We start from the raw sequence: 23637 nt of genomic DNA on the forward strand, positions 1-23637 counted from the left end.
AGGTAATAGAAGCTAATGGCCGTCAATCAGGAACGCAATAAGTTAAGGCTTGTAGCCAGCCCTGGCGCCTGGCGCTTATATTCAGCTAGAAAAGCGGATGAGCGATTTAAAGCCTACGAACAAAAAGTATTTCTACGCGACCGTTATACCTGTCAATTCTGTGGTTTTCAGGCAAAACTCTTTCAAGAAGTTATTAATATTGACGGTAATTATACAAACAACAAGATTTCCAATATGGTTACAGCATGTTGTTTCTGCGCTCAATGTTTTTTTGTTGAATCCGTTGGGGTTGGTGGTTATGGCGGGGGTACACTTATCTATCTTCCAGAACTTCAGCAATCCGAACTGAACAGTTTATGCCATGTCCTTTTTTGCGCAATAACCAATGATACGGGCTATAAAGGCAGCGCTCAGAATATATATAGAAGTTTTAAATCCCGATCCCAGACTGTCGAGGAAAAATTCGGAGAAGGTACCAGCGATCCCTCTATCTTTGGACAATTGATTATTGACTCTGGTGCAACATCTCCTGAAATTACTGATAAATTATTTAATAATATACGGTTACTTCCATCCAGAGCCAAATTTAGAAGACAAATAGAGCAATGGGCGGCTAGTGCTTTGGAAGAAATGGCTGAGAGCACTTAATTAGTCCAAACAAATTCACATCGGTAAAAGTATTACTTAACAGGCAAGTTATTAGGAAAAGCTATGGCGAATTGGGCAGATTCATTTTTCGAAGGGGTTGACACTTTTTTTGCTTGGCTAAGTACCTCCCTTAAGCAGACGACTGAATCTTATTTGGAATTGGAAACGGCGGATAGCCCTACGGTTCTGGTTAACCATGATGGCTCGCTGCTTTCAATTCTGAAAATCGAGGGTGTCACTGCCTTAGCGGGTGCTGAGGAATTTGAGCATTTGGTAGAAGGTTTAAGCAATGCCTTTCAAGGTGCGATGGGTCGCCCTGGTCATGCACTTCAGGTTTTATTTAGTCATGACAAACAAAATATCCGTAAAGTTATCAAAGATATCTATGGGCCGGCAGAGTCTACTGCCCAACGTCTAAATCTGAATCTAGACGATTTGTTTAAAGAACGAATTGATTACCTTTCACTTTATTGTGCGGAAGAGCGTGTCTATTTTGTTTTACTCACGCGTCCCTTTAATCTGCCTTCCGACCAGTTAAAAACTGCAAATAAAACTAAGCTGAAAATGCTCAGGGATTCCAAGGCGCCGCCATTTAAAAACTCACAAACTATCTATGCGGCAATACCTGAGTTGCGTGATACGCATGACGCTTATGTACGCGCGGTGATGAATGACCTCGACAGTTTAAATGTCTTTGCCACACTGTTAAAAGTCCACGATGCTGTACATGCCATCCGGATGACTGGCGATCCTGATTTTACCAGTGATGATTGGCGGGCAACTTTACCTGGCGATAAAATTCTGCCCAAAGAGATTAATAGCTTTGAAGGGGATGCTTCTGATTTACTCTGGCCTCCTCTATCCAAACAGGTGTTGCCTCGTGATGCGGAGATACTCGATTTACGGACAGTACGGGTGGGCGATAAAATTTACTCCTCCGTATTCATCGATTTGTTTCCTAAGGAAATCCGGCCATTCATTACCTTATTTGCCCGTATATTACCAGCCCATATTCCCTGGCGAATATCCTTTCTAATTGAAAGCGAAGGCCTTGATACAATTAAGTTCAAGGGGTTGCTGGCTTCGATTCTCAGCTTTTCTTCTGCTCAAAATCGCTTAATCAGTGATTCGGTAAATCTTTTGAAATATCTGCAGTTGAACACAGATGATGCGATTGTACGCTTACGAGTAGTAGCAACAACCTGGGCGAAAGAGGGTGAAATGGCGCTTCTTCGCCGCCGCAGTTCGGAATTGGTAAAAGCGATCCAGGGCTGGGGCTCTACAGAAGTATCTGAGGTCTGCGGAGATGCCTTCGCCGGCTTTGTGTCCAGTATGCTGGCTGCGACTACCCGAAGTGCTGCGGTACCTTCGGTGGCTCCCTTGTCTGATGTAATCAGTATGTTGCCGATTACAAGACCCGCATCACCCTGGAGCACCGGTGCATTACTGTTTCGTTCGCCGGATGGCAAACCCTGGCCGTTTCAACCGGGTTCTACCCAGCAAACAACCTGGATTGATCTTGTTTATGCGCGTCCGGGATCGGGTAAATCTGTTTTGTCGAACGCGTTGAACCTGGCGCTTTGCCTGTCTGGTGGTTTAACCCGTCTGCCCCGCATTGCAATTATTGATATTGGCCCCTCCAGTAGTGGTTTGATCTCACTTTTAAGAGAGGCTTTGCCGGCCTCACAAAGGCATTTGGTAGCTTATCATCGTCTGCGAATGACACCGGAATATTCGATTAACCCTTTCGACACCCAATTGGGTTGTCGTTACCCAACTGCGCTTGAACGCTCTTTTTTGGTTAACTTTCTAACTTTGTTGACTACCCCTCTTGGGGCAAGCAAGCCTTATGATGCGATGCCTGATTTGGCGGGTATGGTGGTTGATGAGCTGTACAAGAGTTTTGCTGATGAGTTTAACCCGACACCATACGCACCTGGGGTGGAAGAATTTATTGATTCGATTCTCGAGGAAATAGGCTTCGTTCGCGATTCGAAATCCACTTGGTGGGAGGTTACGGATGCGCTTTATTCAGCTGGTTTTGTCCATGAAGCAATGCTTGCACAGCGTTATGCGATGCCTTTGCTTGCCGATGCCGCCTCCATTTGTCGGACTCCCTCCATTGAGGACTTGTATGAGCGGGTTGTCGCTCCAACTGGAGAATCGCTAATCAGCGCGTTTTCGCGTATGATTTCCGGTGCTGTTCGGGAATATTCCATATTATCAAGAGTTACCAGCTTCGATATTGGTGATGCCAGGGTGGTCTCCCTGGATCTTGACGAGGTAGCGAAGAGCGGGGGGGATGCAGCCGACAGACAAACCTCCGTCATGTACATGCTGGCACGCTATGTACTTGCCCGGCATTATTATCTCACTGAAGAAAGTATGGGTACTGTTCCTGATCAATATAAGGAGTATCACAAAGACCGTGTTCTGGAAATTCGTGAAGATCCCAAACGGATTGTTTATGACGAATTCCACCGTACCGCCAAATCTTCTGCTGTTCGTGATCAGGTTATTGTCGATATGCGGGAAGGAAGGAAATGGAAAGTCCAGATTTCCCTGCTTTCCCAATCTGTAGATGACTTTGATCCAGTGATGATTGATTTCGCCACTGCAATTTATATTATGGATGCCGGACCTTCTCAGGCAGTGGAAAAGACCAGTCAGATTTTCGGTCTTACCAATACCGCCAAGATCGCCCTGCGCACGCGGGTGCATGGCCCAAGGCAGGGCGGGGCAACTTTTCTGGTCCAATATGCCACCAAAACCGGTGTTAACGTCCAGTTACTGACGCTGACGCTTGGTCCGATTGAGCTTTGGGCATTTAGTACTACTGCTGAAGACGCGGCTGTTCGTAACCAGCTTTATCGTCATATCGGCCCTTCAGAAGCACGACGTTTTCTTGCTGCATTATTCCCCAATGGCTCAGTGGCCAAGGAAGTGGAGAATCGTTTGATTCTTATGAAATCCGAGGTGGGATTAATTGAAGAGGATGCAAAAGCGAGCGTTATAGAGCAGCTAGTGAATGATTTGCTGAATGCTTATGCAAAAGATCCAAATATGAAGAGTCTTCCCGGAAAGATTCAGTAGAGGCCCTATAGGTTTTTCCATCTGAATTCGGCGGCTGCGACCCATAGCTATTGACACAAATCCAGTCGAATCCCCGCGGCTTCGACCGCGGGGCCCATGGTGGCCTTAAACAAGAGCTTAGAAAAACTACAATCCTGCCAGAAGTAAAGATTGAATGAATTGCTTAGTAAATTGAGTCTCCGAATTAGATTCATTGGGGCCCCGCGGTCAAGCCGCGGGGATTCGGATTAGTCAAAGCCGCGGGGATTCGGCGTGGTCGTGCCGTGGGGATTCGGATGGTCGGTTGGAAAAGTGCAAAGGCGTTTATCCCTGGGCTATGTCTTTCTTAAGGCTAAATCCTGTCAGGATACCAGGGCTAAATGGATTGATCTGATTTTGTGTTTTCAATAAATAGCGTCCAGAGTTACCATTTACTTCAAACAGAATTTGCAGGCTGCTGCTGTCATTGCTATCAACCAGCACATTGACTTTCTGGAGCATTTTAAAGAAAGCCCAGGTGCCTGTTTCTTCCAATTCGTAGTGGTTGCCTTCAATAGAGCTTAAGCTAAGTTTTGCCCCGCGTTGCGGCCAGGTAAATTCTGTATCAGATTCACTGTTTTGATTATCAGACAGTGAAGTTTCACCAATGGTGAGCTGTAAACTGGAGACAACGGGATCCAGATTTATTTTCTGCAGGGAAAATTCAATGCGGCTGGTATCTGAATCGTCAGGGAAGAACATATTGCTGATAACATTGGCTCTGATTAATTCATTAATTAAATCATTGGAAATTGGCATTAGATAGCCATTTAATTCTTTAGGCTGCCACTGTGCATGCGATGTATCCAGGAAGGGTTTTAAATAATGAGTAACAAAGCTGTTCAAGGTTCCATGGGGTGAGAAGAAATGATCGAAATCCTCAAGGCCTATTTCTTCTTTCTCTGTTGGATCCAGAGGATAGCGCTTGGCTATGGCATTTTTGTAAACACTATAGACGCGTTTATTCCATTGTTTGTTTAAGAATTCGCGGCTTTCATTGATAAAAATGAACCAGGTATCGTCAGCAATTTGTTTTGCCCAGCTGGCAATGGGCTCAGGAAGTTGTCGTGAGCGATTATAAAGGGAACTTAATGGATCAGTCAGGGTATCGCCGCGGAATCGCGCCTGAGTGAGGTCGAATACGGTTTGCCCTTGATCATTGACTAAAGCCAGGGTGGTCAGAAACTTTTCCAGCTCATTGACATTGACTGTCAATTCCTGCGCAGCTGAGCTGGTCATTAAATTCAGGGCCGTAAATTGATTGGCAATTTTCTGATTAAAGAGACTGGCGTTTTCAGCGGCTTCCGGGCTGGTTTCTTGCTGAATTAATTGAACCAGACGTCTGATTGAATCAGATTGCTGCAGCGCTTGTGTTAATTGTTTGGCTTGCTGATAACCCTGATAGTGTTGCGGTCTGGTGCGCCTGGTAAAGTTGAGCCACCAATTACTGTAATCAAAGCAATAGGCTTGTTCAAGCTGAGTTTGCAGGTTATCGAGATCTTGACGTGCAAGCACCCAGTTTTCTTTTTGTAATGTGACTGTGATTTGTGGAAGTAAGCTTAGGACTTCAATAAAGCCTGCTTTAGTGAAATAATCAGGCAATTCCTTGGAAGCCAGGTCAAAACCTTCAACGCTGATTGAGGTCTTTCCCTGGGGAAATTGCGCTTTTGCTAAAGAGTAATATAAATAGGTAGCCGGCAGGGCATTAAGATAATTCCGTGCATCGCTGACAATCTGTTGATTAATTGGAAGCGCCTGACGCGGCTGCTTAAGCGCATTGTGAAGCAGAAGCAGCTGCTTATCATTCTGAAATGCTGCATTAGTGTTTTTCCAGTAATCACTAAACCAGGCAGTTACCGCTTGTTCAGAGAAATGCTCCGGCTCTCCCAGCATTAAATAGATTTTTAAAGCCTGATAACGAGCCAGCTGAGTCTGGGATGGATTGGAAATTACCTCTTCCAGAGATGATAATACATCGGGTAGAAAGTTGTCGTGCAATTTACTAATCGTACTATTATGCAACTGCAGTTTCAGTTGTTCGATGACAGGATGAGAAACCCAGCCTACAGGAATCAGGTTAAGCTTGGTTTCTGCCTGCGATAAATGATACAGGGCAGAGGCTAAATCCTTGTTCTGGCTGCTCAGTGTTTCATAGGCCATGAGCTCTTTGCTTGCATCGTCAAGCAAGTCTGCGGTCTGGTTATATTGATACCACAAAACGCTCAGAAATACTGCAACCACTGCTGTGGTTCCCAGGGCAGCAATTTTGTGACCTTTGGTTAAAGAGGCATCCAGTTTTTTGGTCTGTTCCTGGAAGGCTTTAATTGCGCCTTCAATGAAATAAGCGCGGTAATTGCTTGATTGATGATATTTATCGGGAATAGTTAATGCGTATTCATGTTGAATTCTCTGATTTAAGCGGTCAACTGAAACGCCGCCCTGTTCTGCACTGGTAAAATAAACCGCCTGCAGGAGAAAGTCTTTTGCGGCCAGCTGCTGAATTAAGGTTTGGACTGGAATTCTCAAACTGGCCAACTGCAAAGGAAACTCTCTGATCAATGTCCGTTTAACACTGGAACGGGCTGGATGCAGTTTATTGATGGTTTCCTGCCCAAGCACTTCAATCATACGATCGAACTGAAGACGATAGTGATCAAAGAGTTTTTTAGGCTGAAGATTATAGTCCAGTGAAAAGCCCAAGGGTTTACTTAAGTCCTGGATATGCTCCGACTGGAAAAAATCGCAGAATCCGGCCAGTGTATCCAGCTTGGTAAAGATAACTGCTAATTCAGTCTTATAACCCAATGCTTTGCTGAAACGCTCAAGTAGATTGGCATGGGACTTACATTGGCTTGCAATCTGCACGGGCTCCGTCATTAAAAAATCACGGCTGTCGACGCATAAAATAATGCCGCTAACGCGAAGACCTCTATGGCAGCGGTTTAACTGTTTTAAGTTATGATGGAGCAGATTGTCGGTTTCATGAAGCCAGGTTTCACCAAGCTCCAGAATAATGCCGCTGTTATTATAAAAGAAATTGGCGCCATTTAACTCATCTACGGCATGATGGTTTAGATTTGCCTGCTTAAGCAAGGTTGTTTTGCCTTGATGGCTTTTTCCGATGACCAGCAAAAAGGAAAGGGGATTGGATTGTGGTTTTAACAGGCTAACAATTTTTTTTAGAGCGTCACAGAGCGCTTGCAGTGATCTATCCATTAGTTTTCCAGTTTCGCGGTAGCAGTATGACCAAATTGAACCATTCTGGCTTTATTTTCGACTAGCAAATAACTCAGTCCGTACCCTGCCGCCAAAATGCATAAGGAAACAAAAGCAACTGTTATAAAAGGTTTATGGTTGCTTACCCTGCTTTCAACCTTTTTAGGCTCTTTAAATAGGCGATAGGATTTATTGACACGGTATTGTTTAATGAGTTGAAACAATTCCTCTATCAGATTGTCAAGCACTTGCCGTCCATCGCTGCGGTAGTGCTGTTTCCCTTCAAAGCCGGTAATCAGGCAATAATAAGCCAACTCAATTAAGTCCAGATATTGATTCGGTCTATCCTTGATATGCTTTACGATATCAAAGAAGCGTTCTTCAGGTCCAACGCCGTTATGCGACAGGGGGGTAAACGCCTGAAACTCCGCCGGAACGCTATAAAGTCTGAGGTAGCTTTTTCCCAGTATTTCATCAATGGTTGCACATAATAAATAATGAGCAATCGCGTTTAACTCATCAGAATAGGCTTTTCCATGCAAGCGGCTATGAAAAGCAAGCAGTTCATGTTCAACATTTTCCCGTATATCAGCAATCGGAGGAAGCGATGGGCTGATGCATAAACGCTCCAATAAAGATAATACAGGCCCGGCTGCAGCTACTAATGGATTAGTAGTGAAAGGCGCAATAAATAATTTGGAGCGATAATAGCCATGAGCAGATAGAGGTTTGCCCATAATAGATAAATTGCTGACAAGTGAGGCCGAAATTGACTCAGCTGTCATATTTTGACTCCAACTTACTTCTCAAATTAATGAGGTATGAATATTAATCAAGCAGTGTATTGGGTGTTGTAAAATACACCTGAGCTATCTGCTTAATACAGAAAGTGTATCGATAATACGTCATCTCGATTACCTTGTCGATAAGACCATAGCTAACTACACAAATATTTTCCCCGTCCGAATCCCCGCGGCACCCATGCCTGTTGAAGTAGTATGGTCCTCAGACATGTTTCAATGCTGCCAAAAAATAGGGTTTAACAGGCAGTCATAAACAAGTCTTTTTAACATTAAATTGGCTTCGTGTGGACCCCGCGGTCGCAGCCGCGGGGATTCGATAGCGTTTAATTCCCATCCACTTGTGTAGATAGCTATGCGATAAGACAGGGGAGATTAATTTTCCTCTGTAAATAGGGGCTGAAAATAGCGGTCTATCCAGGCTTCGCCGAGAAATTCGAATGCATCCTCCAGAAAATCAGCCAGTTCATCGGGGGAAATCTGATGTTCTTCCCCGTGAGCTTCGATGTCATGATGAAAATAACTTTCCCAATACTGCTCGCAGAATTCGCAATAATCACGGGTATTCAAAATGAAAAAATGCCAGAGATCGTCAAGTCGTAACAGTGGGCCAAATAGATGGGTCGCCTTGCCCTGAGTTTTACGAAATTGGGTTAACCACATCCATCCCAGTAAGTCTTTCCATAATTGACGCGATTGCTCAAGTGAACGTTCTGGATGCTTTAGAGCGTACTGAGTGACAAGACGTTCATTATCATACTTCAGCAGCTCATTTAAAGGCAGAAAAGAAGTCATCGAAAACGACAGCAGCTTGTTCGCCACTCCTTGTGTTTTGTAATTGCCCTGACAATTCGGCAAATTTTTTCTTGTTTTGTCATCGTTTATCTCCTATCTCTTAATGAGGGTCTTTTAGATTATTTGAACAGCAATTTAATCACAAATCAATCAAAAATAATCATAGATTATATCTATCGAAACAATAAAAACATTCGATTTTACTTATAAATAGCGGTCAACTACAGTTAGGATATACAACAGAAAAGGAGAAAAAAATGATCACAGTAGGTAACCGATTTCCTCAGTTCCAATTAAAGGCAACAGTCAGTAATGACATCAAAGAAGCGTTTACAACCATCAACAATGAAAGCTTTGGCGGTAAATGGCTTGTTGTCTTCTTCTGGCCAAAAGATTTTACCTTTGTATGTCCAACTGAGATTGCCGGATTCGGAAAACTGGAGTCTGAGTTTGCGGACAGGGATGCCCAAATCCTGGGAGTTAGTATCGATAGCGAGTTTGTGCATCTGGCCTGGAGAAAACAACACCCTGATTTGCATGAACTATCATTTCCCATGCTTGCGGATATCAAACGCGAATTAAGCGGCAGTCTGGGGATCCTTGATGAGCAGGAAGGCGTAGCGCAAAGGGCGACTTTTATCGTAGACCCTCATGGAATCACCCGATTTGTTATGGTTACGGATTTAAATGTCGGGCGCAATCCGCAGGAGGTTTTACGGGTTTTGGATGCTTTACAGACCGATGAGCTTTGCCCCTGTAACTGGAAGAAAGGTGAAGAAACCATCCATATTCAGGAGTAATAATTATGTTGACTGCGATTACTGAGCGTTTACCCGAAGTCGCGAAAGATGTCAGGCTGAATTTGGGCAAGGTGTTGGATTTGGAGCAAACCGATGGCTTGACTCCTTCACAGGTAGTCGGCTGTGCATTAGCGGTGGCCTATCATTTAAGCGATCCCTTAATAATTGAGGAATTGGAGGCACTCAACTCCGATCCTCTGGTGAGCAATGGGGCAAAACTGGCTGCGAGCCTCATGGCAATTAGTAATATTTACTACCGCTTTACCCATTTAAGCGAACAGCCAGAACTTACGCAGATTCCTGCCGGTCTCAGAATGCAGGGAATGGCCAATCCCGGAGTTGACAAGCTGACTTTTGAGATGATGTGCCTTGCCGTTTCTATCCTGAATGGCTGCGGAGCCTGTATGAGTGCACATAGCAGGCAATTAGGCCAGCATGGTATTGCAGCAACCGCTCTTGCAAGAATAGGCCGTATAGCCGCTATAATTCATGCCACGAATATAAGCCTGAAGTTATAGCGAATCCATATCGTAGGCTGGGCTGTAAAGCCCAGCTTAATTAATTACTCCGCATCCCAAACGTGCACCGCCGCCACCTAAGGGAGGATTATCACTGTAATTGTCACCGCCGGCATGAATCATCAACGCAAGATTTTTGAGATCGCTGGTTTTTAGTCGGGGTGCCAGCAAAGGCGTATTGGCTTTCCCGTCCTCCATAACGAATAAAACCGGTAAATCACCGAGATGACCACTCGAATAAGGTCCTTTGTGCTGATTGGTTTTATGTGGATCAAAATGGCCGCCTGCAGCCATACCGGCTTCACTGCAGTCCGCGTTTTGGTGCAAATGAAAGCCATGAGCCCCGGCTGGTAGATTGCTGAGCGAAGGGATGATTAGCAACCCATAATCACTATCCTTGAAAATTACTTCACCTAAAAGGGTATTTTTGTCTGTTGTATAGACCTTCGTAGAAACTTCCTGAGCCAGAGCGGCATGGGTTACCGAAAGGCAAAAAGAAAGGCAAGCCATAATTTTTTTCATAAATATTCCTTGTGCTATAATCTTTCACTGCACCTGCGTGCTGCTGACCTATACTATATATAAAACATAAAAAATGGTTTGTGGAATTGAATCAGCCTCCAGTTCGAACATTACTGGCACGACAGGGAATTTATGATAACACAAGTTCTGTGCTTGCTTATGAACTCTTATATCGCAACAGCGAATTAGAGAATTTGAATCTTGCATTGAATAGTTCAGGCGAATTGGCGACCTACTCTGTTCTACTGGATTTGTTTGCCAACCTCAACATAGACGCCATCGTCGGCAACAAGCGCGCATTCATAAATTTTACCTATCAGCATCTCATTGAGCAAATACCGGCATTACTCCCCAGAAAAAGGATTGCCATAGAAGTTTTGGAAACAGTGGTCATTAACCAGGAAGTTATTTCCAGTATTATTGCGCTGAAGAATAAGGGTTATGAAATTGCACTGGATGATTTTGTTTTCCGCGAAGAAATAAAACCACTGCTTGAAGTCGCTGATATTGTTAAAATCGATGTCCTAAACCTGAATGAACAGCAAATTGTAAAACAACTTTCACATCTTCAGGTATTTAAAGGAAAATTACTCGCTGAGAAAGTCGAAAACAAGCAGCAATTTGATGTTTGTGTGAATCTTGGATTCGATCTTTTTCAGGGTTTTTTTCTCGATAAACCACAAGCATTAACAGGGCAGGCGATTACTGAAAACAAAGCGCAGATCCTGCGGTTATTGGCGGAAATAAATGATGAGGATCTATCTGTTCAGCGCGTTGAAGAAATAATTCTGCAAATACCAAAATTAAGTTACCGGATCCTGCGTCTGGCAAACTCTGCTTCCATTTATAGCAGCCGCAAAATAGAATCATTAATGGATGCCATCACAAAATTAGGATTAAATCAGATTAGAAACTGGCTTAGTTTGTTACTGTTGGCAAGCCATGACGAGATTGCATCGGATTTACTGGAAAGAACTTTAATCCGCGCCAAAATGTGTGAATTACTTGCCAAGTCGATGAAATATTCTGCCGCTCAGCAGGCCTATACGGTGGGTTTACTTTCCACCCTGGATGGTATTTTAAATGAACCAATGCCGTCTCTTCTCGAAAAAATGGGACTAAGTGGAGCATTAAATGATGCTTTACTAAATTATAATGGAATATTAGGCAGCATTCTTAAAGCGGCTATTGATTATGAGCACGCCAATTTTAATGAATTGACACATATTCGGATTGAGAGTGAAGTGCTGACCCAATCTTATCTGGACGCAATAGAGTATGCAAATAATGTAATGGAAATTATCAGCCGTAAGGATCCTGTGGTTAGTGCGGATTAAAAAATGGATTTTCCTGGCTTTTGGCTGTGGAATTTTTTAGATATTCTCTTACTGTTTCACCCAGAACACTATCTTTTGCAGCTTTCTTTTCAGTTTCACTCATTCCATTGAAAATATCAGTTTCTCCTTTATCAATATTTTCCAATATTTTTTCGACACTGGCTTGTTTAATGGATGGAAGAAAACCGCCCCTGAAAAACAGGAAAGTAGTATGTTTTTTATCACCATTCGCTGCGCGAAAACTATAAATTTCATGGAGCTTTTTTAGCTTTTGCAAAGCAATTGAGTGTTCAAAGTCAGAGCTTGAAATATATTGCCTTAATGTATTCTGATTGATCGGCCTATGATTTCTAATCATATCCCACAGCAAGGGAATGGTACGGATTACGTGGTATCCACAGTCTGTTGAATTAAAGAAATGCTGCTTTTCTGTGTAGATACGAGCAAGTTCAGCATGGCCTCTGCCATTTGGAGAGCTTTTACTGTCAATAATGCAGGTCTTAAGACAGTTGGCATGGCATGAATACTCAATAACGATGTGATCTTCGCGAAAACCGCTTTCGACCCTTGGTGAAATAAGATGAATTGTTTTACCAGGGTAGAGCGCTTTCACATGATTAAGAATTTCAGCCAGTTCTTCGGGTTTGAAGTTGAATCTGAAACTGCCTTTATTGGCAACGGAGTGATGGGCTGATACAGTGGTTGTAATGATTATCTGATCGTCATTTTCCTCAACCCAATATTTTTTAGGCGTTCCATATCCGGAAGGCTTGTAAATATAAGCCTTGACGTTTTCTTCAGAAAAAAACTCAATAGCGATTTGATCAGAAGCTTCAAAATACTCTGATGGGGGAGCGGAACCAAATAAATCATGGAGGCTGGCTTCAACATCGGAAGCGCCCAGTTGCAAATTTGTGCTGCTCATGAGTGTAATTCTTCAGTGGCTATATATTAAATTATAGATGAAATTGATTAACGAATTATGAATACAATTCAAGCGCGATGCACTTTACTGATCCGAACTACACTTATTTATTCCTGGGCTGTCAAAATTCAGGAAAAGTTTTATAATCATTATTTTACTACCCTGGTGAGTATTCATGGAACTGAAAATTAATAACGCGCCTTTCGAGGCTTTGTTTCAGCCGCTGGATTTAGGATTTACCCAATTAAAAAACCGTTTATTAATGGGTTCCATGCATACTGGCCTTGAAGAAGACAAGGAAGGCTTACAGCGTCTGGCCGCGTTCTATCGTGAGCGGGTCTTAGGCGGCGCAGGACTAATCGTCACTGGAGGCATTGCGCCGAACCGTTCAGGCCGGCTCGCGCCTTTTGCTGCAAAACTAAGTTCGAGCAAAGAGGTGCTGCGGCATGAGCTTATCACCCAAACTGTACATGAGGCGGGCGGAAAAATTGCCCTGCAGATTCTTCATGCCGGACGTTATGGTTATCATCCATTTATCGTGGCTCCCAGTGCTATTAAATCACCCATCAGCCCCTTCAAACCCTGGGAAATGAGCAAGGGCCGAATTCATAAAACCATCCAGCATTTCGCACGCTGCGCCAAACTGGCCCAGCAGGCAGGTTATGACGGCGTTGAAATTATGGGGAGTGAAGGTTACCTCATTAATCAGTTTATCGTCACCCACACCAATCAGCGGCAGGATGAGTGGGGCGGTTCTTTTACTAATCGGATCCGTTTCCCGATTGAAGTGGTTCGAAGTGTCAGAGAGGCGGTGGGTGAAAAATTTATTATTATTTATCGTTTGTCGATGCTCGATCTGATTGCTGACGGCAGCAGCTGGGAAGAGGTAGTCACTTTAGCAAAGGCAATTGAAGCTGCCGGGGCAACTTTAATCAACACCGGAATTGGCTGGCATGAGGCGCGTATCCCCACCATTGCAACGATGGTTCCACCGGCCGTATTCACAAGGGTAACGCAGCGCTTAAAGCCTGAAATTAGTATTCCCTTGATTACCTCAAACCGGATCAATACCCCGGAAAAAGCGAATCAGGTTTTGCTCGACGGGGTTGCTGACATGATCTCCATGGCCCGCCCCTTCCTGGCAGATCCCGCTTTTGCTGAAAAAGCACGCTTGGGGGAAAGTGAAGCGATTAACGTTTGTATTGCCTGTAATCAGGCTTGTCTGGATCGTGTGTTTGTTAATAAAAGTGCTTCCTGCCTTGTGAATCCAAGAGCCGGGAATGAAACAGAGCTGGTTTATCTGACGACCTCTACCCCGAAGAAAATTGCGGTAGTAGGGGCAGGTCCCGCAGGTATGGCATTTGCTGCCACCGCTGCAGAACGTGGTCATCATGTCACTATTTTTGAAAAAGGGAGTGAACTGGGAGGGCAATTTAATCTGGCGAAGCGCATTCCCGGAAAAGAAGAATTCCAGCATACGATTAATTATTTTACTCATCAGATTGAAAAATACAAAGTCAGCGTGAAACTGAATACTGCGGGCCATCCTGGCCTTCTGGAATCCTTTGATGAGATAGTTATCGCGACGGGTATCAAGCCGCGTGTTCCTGATATTCCTGGCATTGATCATCCTAAAGTAATGAGTTATATCGATGTGATCCGTGAAAATAAAATTCCCGGTGAGCGGGTAGCCATTATTGGTGCCGGTGGTATTGGTTTTGATGTTGCAGAATTTTTAACGCATGAACATACTGGCCCTGATGCGCATCGCTTTCTTGATGAATGGGGTATTGATCTTGAAGGCGAACATCGGGGAGGGATTAAACCAGCCTCTGTCAGTAAAAGCCCAAGACAGGTTTATCTCTTGCAGCGAAAGAAAGAAAAGCTTGGAAAAAATCTGGGTAAAACAACTGGATGGATTCATCGCCTGAGTTTAAAACATAAGCAGGTTCAGATGATATCAGGTGTGCAGTATCAGCGAATTGATGATCAGGGACTTCATATTCTGGTGCAGGATAAGCCTGAGTGCCTTGAGGTGGATGCCATTGTTATTTGTGCAGGCCAGACTGAATTGAAAGATCTTTATGAACCATTAAAGGAGGGCGGCAAGTCTGTCCATTTAATTGGCGGCGCTTTCAAGGCTTTGGAACTGGACGCGCGTCATGCAATTGATCAGGCTTGCCGTTTGGCAGCTTTGTTATAAATTGGGCTACGGAGGCCTAAATGGATTTTAGTTCCTTGGAGCAACGGCTGCTGCTTATCGAAAAACGCTTGAGCCAGGTAGAGAGTTTACTCCACCTGCCAGCTTCGGATGCAGTTCAGGCTGAGACAGCGATAAGCCAGCCAAAAGAATTCGAAAATAGAAGCCCTGCCCGACAGGGCAACTGGCTGGGATTAGTGGCCTCCCTTTGTTTTATCCTCGCTGCCGGTTTCATCATCAAACTGTCTATTGATACTGGATGGCTGACTCCGGAAAGGCAGATTGGACTGGCTTTTCTCTTCGGAACTCTCCTGATAGCAAGCGGCTTTGTATTCATTGCAATTGATAAATATTATGCAAGCCTCCTGCCGGCTGCGGGAATAGTCGTTTTATATCTGAGTGATTTTGCCGCGCATCGTCTTTATTTTCTAATTTCTTTTGAAACAGCGATTGTATTGACGAGTCTTATCTCAATTCTTTGTATTACTTTGTATTTGAGATTCAGGCACGATATCTATTCCATCATTGCAGCGATCGGATCTTATCTGGCGCCTGTTGTGTTAGATATTAATGCCAATGCCCTGTTTTCACTCTATTATTTTCTAATCTGCTCCCTGACCTATGCTACGATTTCCATTTGGGTAGAATCTCGAATCCTGATTGTCATGGCCGCTTATTTATCCATTCTGGTGACCGGATTAATCGGTCTGAGTTTGCAAATGGATACTCTTATCGCTGTGTTTCTGGCATTGCATTTCCTGGTGTTTGCCATCGGCACCTATCTTTATTCCAAATTGGGTGCCGAACCAATGACAGAGCGGGAATCCTGGGCTTTTTTCCCCGTGTTGCTAATATTTTATTCCCTGGAATATTTCTATATCAACAGGGCTTATCCTGGATTGGCTCCCTGGGTTTCAATTGGTTTTTCTGCCATCCTCAGCGGTCTTTACCTTTCAGCGAAACAATGGTTTCCTGATAGGGTAATTAGCTCCCGAGCCTTGATTATGGCCTTTGCCACCATCGTTTTCTTTCATTCCTTTTATCTGGAGCTGCTTCCTGATGCGTTTAAACCCTGGCTGTTCGTTGCAATAATCGCCCTGTGTTCTTTTCTTCCGGCCAGGTTATGGGATAAGCCGCGAGATGGTGCTTATTATCTGCCTTCGCTTGCCATTTTTCTGGTTCTGGTCATTGAATATTCCAGCATGCTCATGCATTTGCTTGAGAATAGCAGTTACACCTGGCTCCTCGTTTCCTTCGCTTCATTTGCCAGTCTTTGGTTATTAATTACCCGCCATCGAGATCACCTGATTCAGAAACAAGAATATGGTTTGGCACTATTAATTGCGGCCCATCTCTTGGGCGTTAGCGCCCTGTACCAGTTTTTTCATGAGATAAGCTCCTTGGCAGTATCTGCTTCCTGGCTATTTTACGCCGTAAGCGTGATTGCTTATGCTTATTTTCGTAAAGACAAAACAATGGCCAAATCGGCTTTATTAATTTTAAGTGTTGCTGCAGGCAAAGCGCTGCTTTACGATACCGCCTCTACACCGACAGGAGTGCGTATTTTCTGTCTCATTTTGACAGGTGCGGTTTTGTACGGCTGCGGTTTGCTTATGAAACGAATTGCCAATTGGCGGGGATGAAGGTTATCTTGATCCGTTCGGCCCGAGGAGCCGCTTGCGCGGCATCTCGATGGCTCGGTGCGAAGCCTTCAAGACGGAGCTATGGCTCCTCCTACGGTCGAACGGATTTAATGCAAAAGAAGAGTTACACGCTAAGTACCCTTGCCTGGGTCTCAATTCTCACCAGGGATTTGGGCTTGTCGAAAAACCCGATTCGATTGTAGGAAAGCGCTTCGCGAATGGACTCCTGATCATCTTCTTTATAATCTAAAAATTCATCAGGCGTTGTATTTTTAGTAACCTGGGTAAGGGCACGATCAAAGGCCTGTTGCAGCTTATTCGCTTTTTTTAAATTATTTAATCCAAAGCAAGACTGTTTAAAGCCGCTGATCTCCTGGCGAATCTTGCCTGCTAACTGCAGAATGGCATAATTATCAGCAAGAGCCAGCTTTTGAACCGGCTTAAAAATTGAATGGGTATGCGATTGATTTGGTGCTGATGAATTCAGTTTTACCAGATGGGGATCCTGTTTTTCAATCATTTCTTTAAAGGTTTCAGGAGTATAGGAAATGACTTCATCATTATTTTTAATCAGATGAATCTGGGCATTGCTTGTCCCATTTTTAAGAGAAAGGATTTTAGAGTGCAAAACATGCGGATCTCTATCTTGAAGGCTGATTCTAATCTCATCAAAGTCAAAATAGATATTATTGAATTTTGTTAATAGCTGGCAAAAATAGTCAAAATCAACATAATGTAATTTATGGATATTAGTGTTAGACAGCTTAATTGTAGTTATTCGATCAGGTAGGGCATCAAAAAACTTTTCCTTGCAAGGCTGAAGGGATAATTGTGTAAGATCGACCTCTGTAAAATCTAGTTCTGTTTGATCATCTGGGATGCTCGCAAGTAGCCGATCCACTTTCCATTGAGGCCATAACTCAATGGACCGAAGAAGTTGAGTGTCAGGCTTGAAATAATTTTTTGTAATGCCTAGCAAATGAGTAATTGATTGAGAGTCTTTATAGGCGTTTTCCTTCCCTTCTGAATCAAGAACAATAAGCTTTTCTAGTTGATTTAACCGTAATTTTGCCTTTACACAAAAAGAAAGTTCAGGTTTATCCAGAATTTGCTTCAGCATATCTTCATCGAGAGTGAGCTGGTCAATCTGTGGCGGCAAATTGGGAAGTGTATAGCACAGTCTTGCAAATTCAGATTGATTTTCTGAATCTGCTTCAATTTTTACATGCGTTTCATCGGAGGGGATCTGTTTTAACTTACCCTCTATTTCACTATGGTTAATGCCACTAAAATTAAGTATGAACATATTGTCATCCATAAACTGATCAAACAGGCATGCTGCTTTGACGGAAGCAAGGGCTTTTTATTATATCGAGTTTGCCTGGTGTTGACATTAGGGATTTGACTTATTTATCGCTTCGCTCACTTCATTTTCAGATGTTTCAAAGTCCTGCTTCATCTCTTCGAACGCTGTTTTAAAGACCTGAAACTTCCTGGAGGTTGCAGTTTGGGGCTCATCAAAAAAGGTTTTACGGTAGCCATTATCAGATTTAAACGAAACAATTAATGCTGGTATAATCGAAATAGCAGCGAGAACCCCTGCTATACCTCGCACAATAGGGTGGACAGTGTGCCAGCCCCGATGATGAGCGGATTCCTTTTCTGCGGCTTGAATGGCTTTATTACAGAGAGTATGGGACTCCTGAAATTTTTCAGCGGATGGGTTCTTAAAAAAATCACCCATTTCATCTTCCAGGACAGTGCAAAGAGCGCTTATTTGTGATGCCACAGGTTTATATTTATCATTTTTTTCTGCACGGGCAAGCAACAAATCACGTGTATCCTTAAGCTTAAGTAATAAAGAATCAAAGTTTTTTCTATAGATTTCTAAATCAATTTCAAGCTTTGCATCCGCTGCAACATCCGGGAACGTTTCCTTCGCTTTTTGTTTTAAAATCAGGGGATGCGTCGTCAGTTCACGTAAAACACCTTCCTGTTTATACCGTGTTGCATCGTTCATTTCTTGATGTTCAGGAAAGGCATCCCGCCATTGGGCAATAAATTCACCATGCCTGGTAAGTTTGATCCCAAGCTGGACTCTCCTTACAGCATCCTCCTCCATCGTTATCCGTTTATCTTCGGTGGGGCCTGCACTGGTTCCGTTGACTTTCAGGCTGCCATTAAGCAGATTCTGTATGTTCAAGGATGCCGCAATACCGCAGCCGTCCTGGCTAAACTGCTTTGATGCATCAATAATGATGTCATTCTCGTCAATCGTCTCATAACCATTTTTCTTTAATGCATGATTTACACCTGGTAGAATATTGTGTTTGTAAAAGTTCAGATAAAGCTCGCTTGTTGGATTCGCTGTTGATTCAAGATAAGTCAGAGAAGGCTTATTCGCTTCATCAATTGTTAATATGCAAACATTCCAGTGATGTGGAATTCCTAGTGTGACTACGGGAATATAAACTTCCTTCCTCTGGCCAGGATGGTATTTCATGGCATTGAGATAGGGCAGCACCAATTTTTCAATATCGCCATGTGTTCTTAATAACTCTCCATCACCAGAGCCAATGAGTCTGGCTTTTTCTTCAGGCAATTCATAGTTTGCATCTGGAATATAAAAAAAGGGGAGGCTGGCGCGTAAGGTCGAGTCGTTTTCAGGAGGGGCAACAGAAGTATTAACAAGTCCTAACAATTTATCCATTTCAGGAAGATCAAAAGTTTGAGCCATATCCAGAACCGCGGCTCCCTCTTTATTGAAGGGATAATCTTTACCATCCACTTTGACGCTTAACTTTCGTGTCCTGTTTTCTGCTGCCGTTGAAACTTTGGGGATGATAATTTCTATATCTCTTTCATTCTCTTTGTATTGTATGCGAGTTTCAATCTGCTCAAAATAATCTTTCGGCCTGTCTGTCTTATTGCCAGTCCAGGGAATCGGATATATAGATGTTTTCGTGATAGTGGCGGGCAATCCATTGATTACCTCTTTTTTAGTGTACATCAGCTTAATTAATGATTACTTGACTTACTGTATAGTATAGATGCCGTATGAGAGCATTTAGCTTGCAAGGTTCTGTTTTTGTAAAGACCATCAGTGTATTGCAAACCAATTTACAGTCAATCAGCTCATACTTTCAATTCATAATGCCAAGAAAAACCAAGTCTTTTCTTTATATGAGTTAATGGATTTTGATAGGATGGATCAGACTGGGTTCTAAATGGTATCAATTTTATAGACAGAATAAGGAGCATTATGAATAAAAGGATGATTATGCTAAAGAATGCAAAGACCATTTTCAACAAGACAATACTGACATTCTTATTTTCCTGCCTGACGCTGTCGAGCGTAGAGGCGGCCAATCCTTTATGGACCTTTCTTCCGCAAACCCCGACCGACATTACCGTGGCAAAGGGAGGGACTGCGCAGGTTATTTACACGGTACAGAATCAGTCATTGCGGCCTAAAATGCTGGTGATGAAACCGATTGCAGGCGTTAGCCAGGCAGGAGTCTGCCAGCTTCCTGCAAAAGGAAGTTGTACACTGATACTTAATATTAATGGCCCGGCCCTGCAAGGCGATGTATTGGGTGGACCTGTTTTGTGTCAACAGGGCAATAATCTGCAGTGTTTCCAGCCAAGTGCAGCCAACAGTTTGCGTATCCGCCTAAGCCAGCAGCCGCCGCCGGTGCAACAATATACTGTTATGTCTTCAGCGGGTGCAAATGGTTCAATTTCACCTGCAACAACTCAGGTCGTCAATGCGGGTACTAACCTGGCCTTTACTGCCGTACCTGATCAAGGCTTCGGAGTCAGCCAGTGGTTGCTGGATGGCAATGTGGTGCAAAATGGCGGAACGAATTTCCAGCTCAACAATATCCAGGCCAATCACAGCATTGAAGTCACCTTTGGTCAGGCAACACTAACACCACTTACCCAAAATCTGACTTTGTCAATCAACAGCCCTGGCGCTGATCCTGCATTGACCGGTAATGCACGCATCATCCGAATATTCAATATGGGTTCAATACCAGCCCTTAACGTACAGGTCAATACATCTGCATTGCCGGGTGACACTTCTGTCAACAGTAGTAGCTGCACAGGCACGCTGAATGGGGGAGCCAGCTGCGACATTATAATAACACCTGGCGGTACAGCCAGCCTTGATACCAATGCCAACCCCTGTACCACATCGCCCGGAACTGCGCCTGTGCCAGGCTCAGTCACAGTCAGTGCTGATAATGCCCCCTCTACAAATATCAAAGTCCTGGTTCTGGGATACGGTTGTATTTACCAGGGGGGATTTTTGTTCTCTGTGGATGACACTACCCCTGATACTGGAGGTATTGGTGGAAAAGTGATGGCCAGAACGGATGTGCCAAATGTTAAATGGGCAAATTCAACAGGGGTTTCGACGGCTAATAGTATTACGGATGGGCTGTCCAATACCAACGCCCTTACAACACCGGTGGGCCAGTATCCAGCAGCGCAGGCCTGTCTAGACAGGCTTGACCAGGGGTTTGATGACTGGTACCTGCCGGCAATTTGTGAGTTGGGAAGGTATCTTGGTCTTGGTGAGGATCCAGGCTGCGGCACTACTAACGCCAACTTATTCACCACCTTGTATATGAATAATTTAGGGGGTATTGTCAGTACTCAATACTGGAGCTCAACCCAGTATTTTGCTAATCCAAATGATAACGCCTGGTTCCAGAGTTTCATTTCTAACCTCCTCACGTCAGCCATTAAAACCAGCGAGGTCAGGATCCGGTGTGTTCGGGCTTTCGCGCCTTAAATTTTTATACCTTATCAAGAGGTAGCCTGGCTACCTCTCCTGATATTTAGAACCTGGATTCATTCAAACCCAAAGCCCCTTCTGCCAGTGCTGCACAAATTGCCTGAGTCATAACTGCAGCCAGTTTAGCCATGCGCTCTGCCAGCCAGAGAGGCACGCGGCCATAATGTAGAGGAAGATTAGCGCTGCCCGTTTTTTGTGCCATTGATATTTTTTAAATGAAATTTATATGGCTATATTATATCAAATCGTTAAAATAACGAACGCTTTGCAAAGGTTAACCCCTAACGATTTAAGGCTGTAATATGTACTCTTTATCTACTGTCTTCAAAAACAACATAATGACTCAGGGGAAACGATTTTTTTCATCACTGCCCGATACCCTAGTTAATTCGAATTTCAAAACGTTTCGGGCAGAGCCAGATCCTTTAAAAGTTCAGGAGTTGGTAGAACAGCAGAAAAAAATGACCGACAGGATGGAAAAACAATACCCAGGTGTGCTGAGGGGACGTTTCACGCCGGGAAGAATAGTCTATCGCTTATGCACCACTTCACCCGAAGAGATGATTCATGCGGGTGGTTTTCAAACAAAGGATAATATTTTCGTGGCGCGTCATTCTGAAACAGGCCTGAACCGCGGTTCCATTTGCTTCTCTTTACTTCCTGAAGTGGCAGCGGTTTTTTATGATCAACTTCCCTCTCAGCCGAAGAAATACATCTATGCCTGTGTGTTAGAGCATTATTTTGCGCCTGGAGGGAAATGGCGGCAAGTCATTGTTCCTGGTGCTTTTCCTGTTCCTGCAATATGGATAGCGAGAGAGGTAACTGGACTGACTGTGCAAAGAGAACTTACTCTGGGGGCAATGGTTGGGCAAATTGATTCTCAGAAAAAGCTGTTGTGGGGGGAGCATTTCAAGAATTTCACGCTATCCCATTTAACAATGCCGCAAATCCTTGATTATGGAAATGAGGATCAATCAATGGAGTTTGATATAATCGATTGCCCGCAATCCAGGGAATTTCAGCAGCAGGTAGAACGTTACTATAAATGCGAACCTTTATCCTGGCCTGTTTCACCAAGTGTAAGCTGATTAAGTATGATAAATAAAGTTGATGTAATTATTGTGGGTGCCGGCGCTGCCGGAATGATGTGCGCAATGGAGGCTGGCGCCCGGGGTCGGAAGGTTTTGATTCTGGACAAAAGCAATAAGCCGGGTAAAAAAATTCTGATGTCGGGAGGGGGGCGCTGCAATTTCACCAATTTGTATGCAAGCCCTGAGCAATTTATTTCGCATAATCCTCATTTTTGCAAATCCGCCTTAAAACGCTACACGCAATGGGATTTTATCGAATTAGTGAAACGCCATAAGATCGCTTTTTATGAAAAAACAGCGGGCCAGCTATTCTGTGAAGAAAAATCACATTTAATCGTTGAAATGCTCTTGGCTGAATGCCGGAAAAATAAAGTGGATATCCGTTTAAACCATGCGATTAATTCAATTATAAAAAAAGAAGATCAATTTATAGTCAGTTCCGATCAGGGCATTTATCAGAGTGATTCGCTGGTTATTGCCAGCGGGGGTTTATCAATTCCGACCTTGGGTTCAAGCCCGTTTGGATATCAGGTTGCCGCCCAGTTTGGTTTGAATGTTTATCCAACAAGAGCAGGGCTGGTTCCGTTTACCCTGCATGAAAAAGATAAAGAACAGCTGGCGGAATTGACCGGGATTTCCATAGAAAGTTCAGTGAGCTGCAATAATATCTCCTTCCAGGAAAATGTTTTATTTACCCACCGGGGTTTAAGTGGTCCTGCCATCCTCCAGATTTCGTCCTATTGGCTGCCAGGACAGAGTGTGGAATTTACTTTCCTGCCCCAGATTGACCTGTATGAAGAGCTGATGCAAGCTCGTCAATCCTCTCCGGATATTTTCCTGAAAACCTTGTTATCCCGGTTCACAGCAAAAAGGGTTCTTGACGTATTCTATAAAACGGCTGTTCTGGAAAAGCCATTAAAACAATTTAATCATAAGGAATTGCAGCAGATTGCCCAGCGTCTGCAGGCCTGGTCAATCAAGCCTAATGCGACGGAAGGCTATCGAACCGCAGAGGTCACTTTGGGCGGTGTCGATTGTGATGAGATTTCTTCCCAGACTTTTGAAGCCAAAAAAGTACCCGGACTTTATTTTATTGGTGAAGTATTGGATGTGGCCGGCTGGTTAGGCGGGTATAATTTTCAATGGGCCTGGTCTTCCGGCTGGGCAGCGGGTCAAGTCGTTTAATCGGCGGCTGACATTCATTACTGTAAAAATGTTGCACACTGT

Annotated in this window: 18 protein-coding genes; 10 read left to right on the forward strand and 8 right to left on the reverse strand. The window is 43.8% G+C overall.

The window, feature by feature from the left end; genetic code table 11:
• The first annotated feature begins 15 nt into the window (after window positions 1-15).
• Together icmJ and DYH42_RS04700 are read left to right on the forward strand one after the other, a co-directional pair.
• The gene (icmJ, locus tag DYH42_RS04695; protein WP_058524704.1) at window positions 16-648 is read left to right on the forward strand and encodes a type IVB secretion system protein IcmJDotN; all 633 of its coding nucleotides are present in this window, start codon (window positions 16-18) and stop codon (window positions 646-648) included.
• A gap of 63 nt (window positions 649-711) precedes the next feature.
• Entirely contained in the window at window positions 712-3741 is a 3030-nt protein-coding gene (locus DYH42_RS04700) for a type IV secretion protein IcmB (RefSeq protein WP_058524703.1), read from the forward strand.
• Between the two features lie 303 nt (window positions 3742-4044).
• Here DYH42_RS04700 and icmF read toward each other — a convergent pair whose 3' ends face one another.
• The 3 genes from icmF to DYH42_RS04715 form a co-directional block, all read right to left on the reverse strand.
• Window positions 4045-6975, reverse strand: coding sequence for a type IVB secretion system protein IcmF (gene icmF, locus DYH42_RS04705; protein ID WP_058524702.1), 2931 nt, complete (start codon window positions 6973-6975; stop codon window positions 4045-4047).
• Window positions 6975-7760, reverse strand: coding sequence for a type IVB secretion system protein IcmH/DotU (icmH, locus tag DYH42_RS04710; RefSeq protein WP_058524701.1), 786 nt, complete (start codon window positions 7758-7760; stop codon window positions 6975-6977). The genes icmF and icmH overlap by 1 nt, the downstream gene beginning before the upstream one ends.
• Window positions 7761-8150: 390 nt before the next feature.
• Window positions 8151-8633, reverse strand: coding sequence for a glycine-rich domain-containing protein (locus tag DYH42_RS04715; RefSeq protein WP_237759056.1), 483 nt, complete (start codon window positions 8631-8633; stop codon window positions 8151-8153).
• Between the two features lie 194 nt (window positions 8634-8827).
• Here DYH42_RS04715 and DYH42_RS04720 point away from each other — a divergent pair, with 194 nt between their 5' ends.
• Window positions 8828-9370, forward strand: coding sequence for a peroxiredoxin (locus DYH42_RS04720; RefSeq protein WP_058524699.1), 543 nt, complete (start codon window positions 8828-8830; stop codon window positions 9368-9370).
• Window positions 9371-9375: 5 nt separating this feature from the next.
• Entirely contained in the window at window positions 9376-9888 is a 513-nt protein-coding gene (locus DYH42_RS04725; protein WP_058524698.1) for a carboxymuconolactone decarboxylase family protein, read from the forward strand.
• Between the two features lie 36 nt (window positions 9889-9924).
• On the opposite strand, the gene DYH42_RS04730 is transcribed toward DYH42_RS04725, so the two are convergent.
• The gene (locus DYH42_RS04730) at window positions 9925-10410 is read right to left on the reverse strand and encodes a superoxide dismutase family protein (protein WP_058524697.1); all 486 of its coding nucleotides are present in this window, start codon (window positions 10408-10410) and stop codon (window positions 9925-9927) included.
• 80 nt (window positions 10411-10490) lie between these two features.
• Here DYH42_RS04730 and DYH42_RS04735 point away from each other — a divergent pair, with 80 nt between their 5' ends.
• A complete protein-coding gene (locus tag DYH42_RS04735) occupies window positions 10491-11747 on the forward strand; it encodes an EAL and HDOD domain-containing protein (protein ID WP_058524696.1) in 1257 nt (418 codons plus the stop codon).
• On the opposite strand, the gene DYH42_RS04740 is transcribed toward DYH42_RS04735, so the two are convergent.
• Window positions 11734-12672, reverse strand: coding sequence for a hypothetical protein (locus DYH42_RS04740; RefSeq protein ID WP_058524695.1), 939 nt, complete (start codon window positions 12670-12672; stop codon window positions 11734-11736). The genes DYH42_RS04735 and DYH42_RS04740 overlap by 14 nt on opposite strands.
• A gap of 175 nt (window positions 12673-12847) precedes the next feature.
• Between DYH42_RS04740 and DYH42_RS04745 the strand changes: the two genes are divergently transcribed.
• Both DYH42_RS04745 and DYH42_RS04750 read left to right on the forward strand, forming a co-directional pair.
• A complete protein-coding gene (locus DYH42_RS04745) occupies window positions 12848-14875 on the forward strand; it encodes an NADPH-dependent 2,4-dienoyl-CoA reductase (RefSeq protein WP_058524694.1) in 2028 nt (675 codons plus the stop codon).
• Between the two features lie 20 nt (window positions 14876-14895).
• Entirely contained in the window at window positions 14896-16515 is a 1620-nt protein-coding gene (locus tag DYH42_RS04750) for a DUF2339 domain-containing protein (RefSeq protein WP_058524693.1), read from the forward strand.
• 124 nt (window positions 16516-16639) lie between these two features.
• Here DYH42_RS04750 and DYH42_RS04755 read toward each other — a convergent pair whose 3' ends face one another.
• Both DYH42_RS04755 and DYH42_RS04760 read right to left on the reverse strand, forming a co-directional pair.
• Complete coding sequence (locus tag DYH42_RS04755) at window positions 16640-17821, reverse strand: hypothetical protein (RefSeq protein WP_058524692.1); 1182 nt, start codon at window positions 17819-17821, stop codon at window positions 16640-16642.
• Between the two features lie 87 nt (window positions 17822-17908).
• Window positions 17909-19525 (reverse strand): hypothetical protein, encoded by a 1617-nt coding sequence (locus DYH42_RS04760; RefSeq protein WP_058524691.1) that lies wholly within the window; start codon window positions 19523-19525, stop codon window positions 17909-17911.
• Window positions 19526-19777: 252 nt separating this feature from the next.
• Here DYH42_RS04760 and DYH42_RS04765 point away from each other — a divergent pair, with 252 nt between their 5' ends.
• Complete coding sequence (locus DYH42_RS04765; protein ID WP_174905237.1) at window positions 19778-21316, forward strand: InlB B-repeat-containing protein; 1539 nt, start codon at window positions 19778-19780, stop codon at window positions 21314-21316.
• 46 nt (window positions 21317-21362) lie between these two features.
• Here DYH42_RS04765 and DYH42_RS04770 read toward each other — a convergent pair whose 3' ends face one another.
• A complete protein-coding gene (locus tag DYH42_RS04770) occupies window positions 21363-21521 on the reverse strand; it encodes a DUF763 domain-containing protein (RefSeq protein WP_115316960.1) in 159 nt (52 codons plus the stop codon).
• Between the two features lie 100 nt (window positions 21522-21621).
• Here DYH42_RS04770 and DYH42_RS04775 point away from each other — a divergent pair, with 100 nt between their 5' ends.
• Complete coding sequence (locus tag DYH42_RS04775) at window positions 21622-22407, forward strand: hypothetical protein (RefSeq protein ID WP_058524690.1); 786 nt, start codon at window positions 21622-21624, stop codon at window positions 22405-22407.
• A gap of 9 nt (window positions 22408-22416) precedes the next feature.
• Window positions 22417-23595 carry a BaiN/RdsA family NAD(P)/FAD-dependent oxidoreductase gene (locus DYH42_RS04780; RefSeq protein ID WP_058524973.1) on the forward strand — a complete coding sequence of 393 codons (1179 nt, stop codon included), beginning with the start codon at window positions 22417-22419 and terminating at the stop codon, window positions 23593-23595.
• Window positions 23596-23637: the final 42 nt, after the last annotated feature.

Origin of the sequence: Legionella birminghamensis (assembly GCF_900452515.1) — a bacterium.
GTDB classification, from domain to species: Bacteria; Pseudomonadota; Gammaproteobacteria; order Legionellales; family Legionellaceae; genus Legionella_C; species Legionella_C birminghamensis.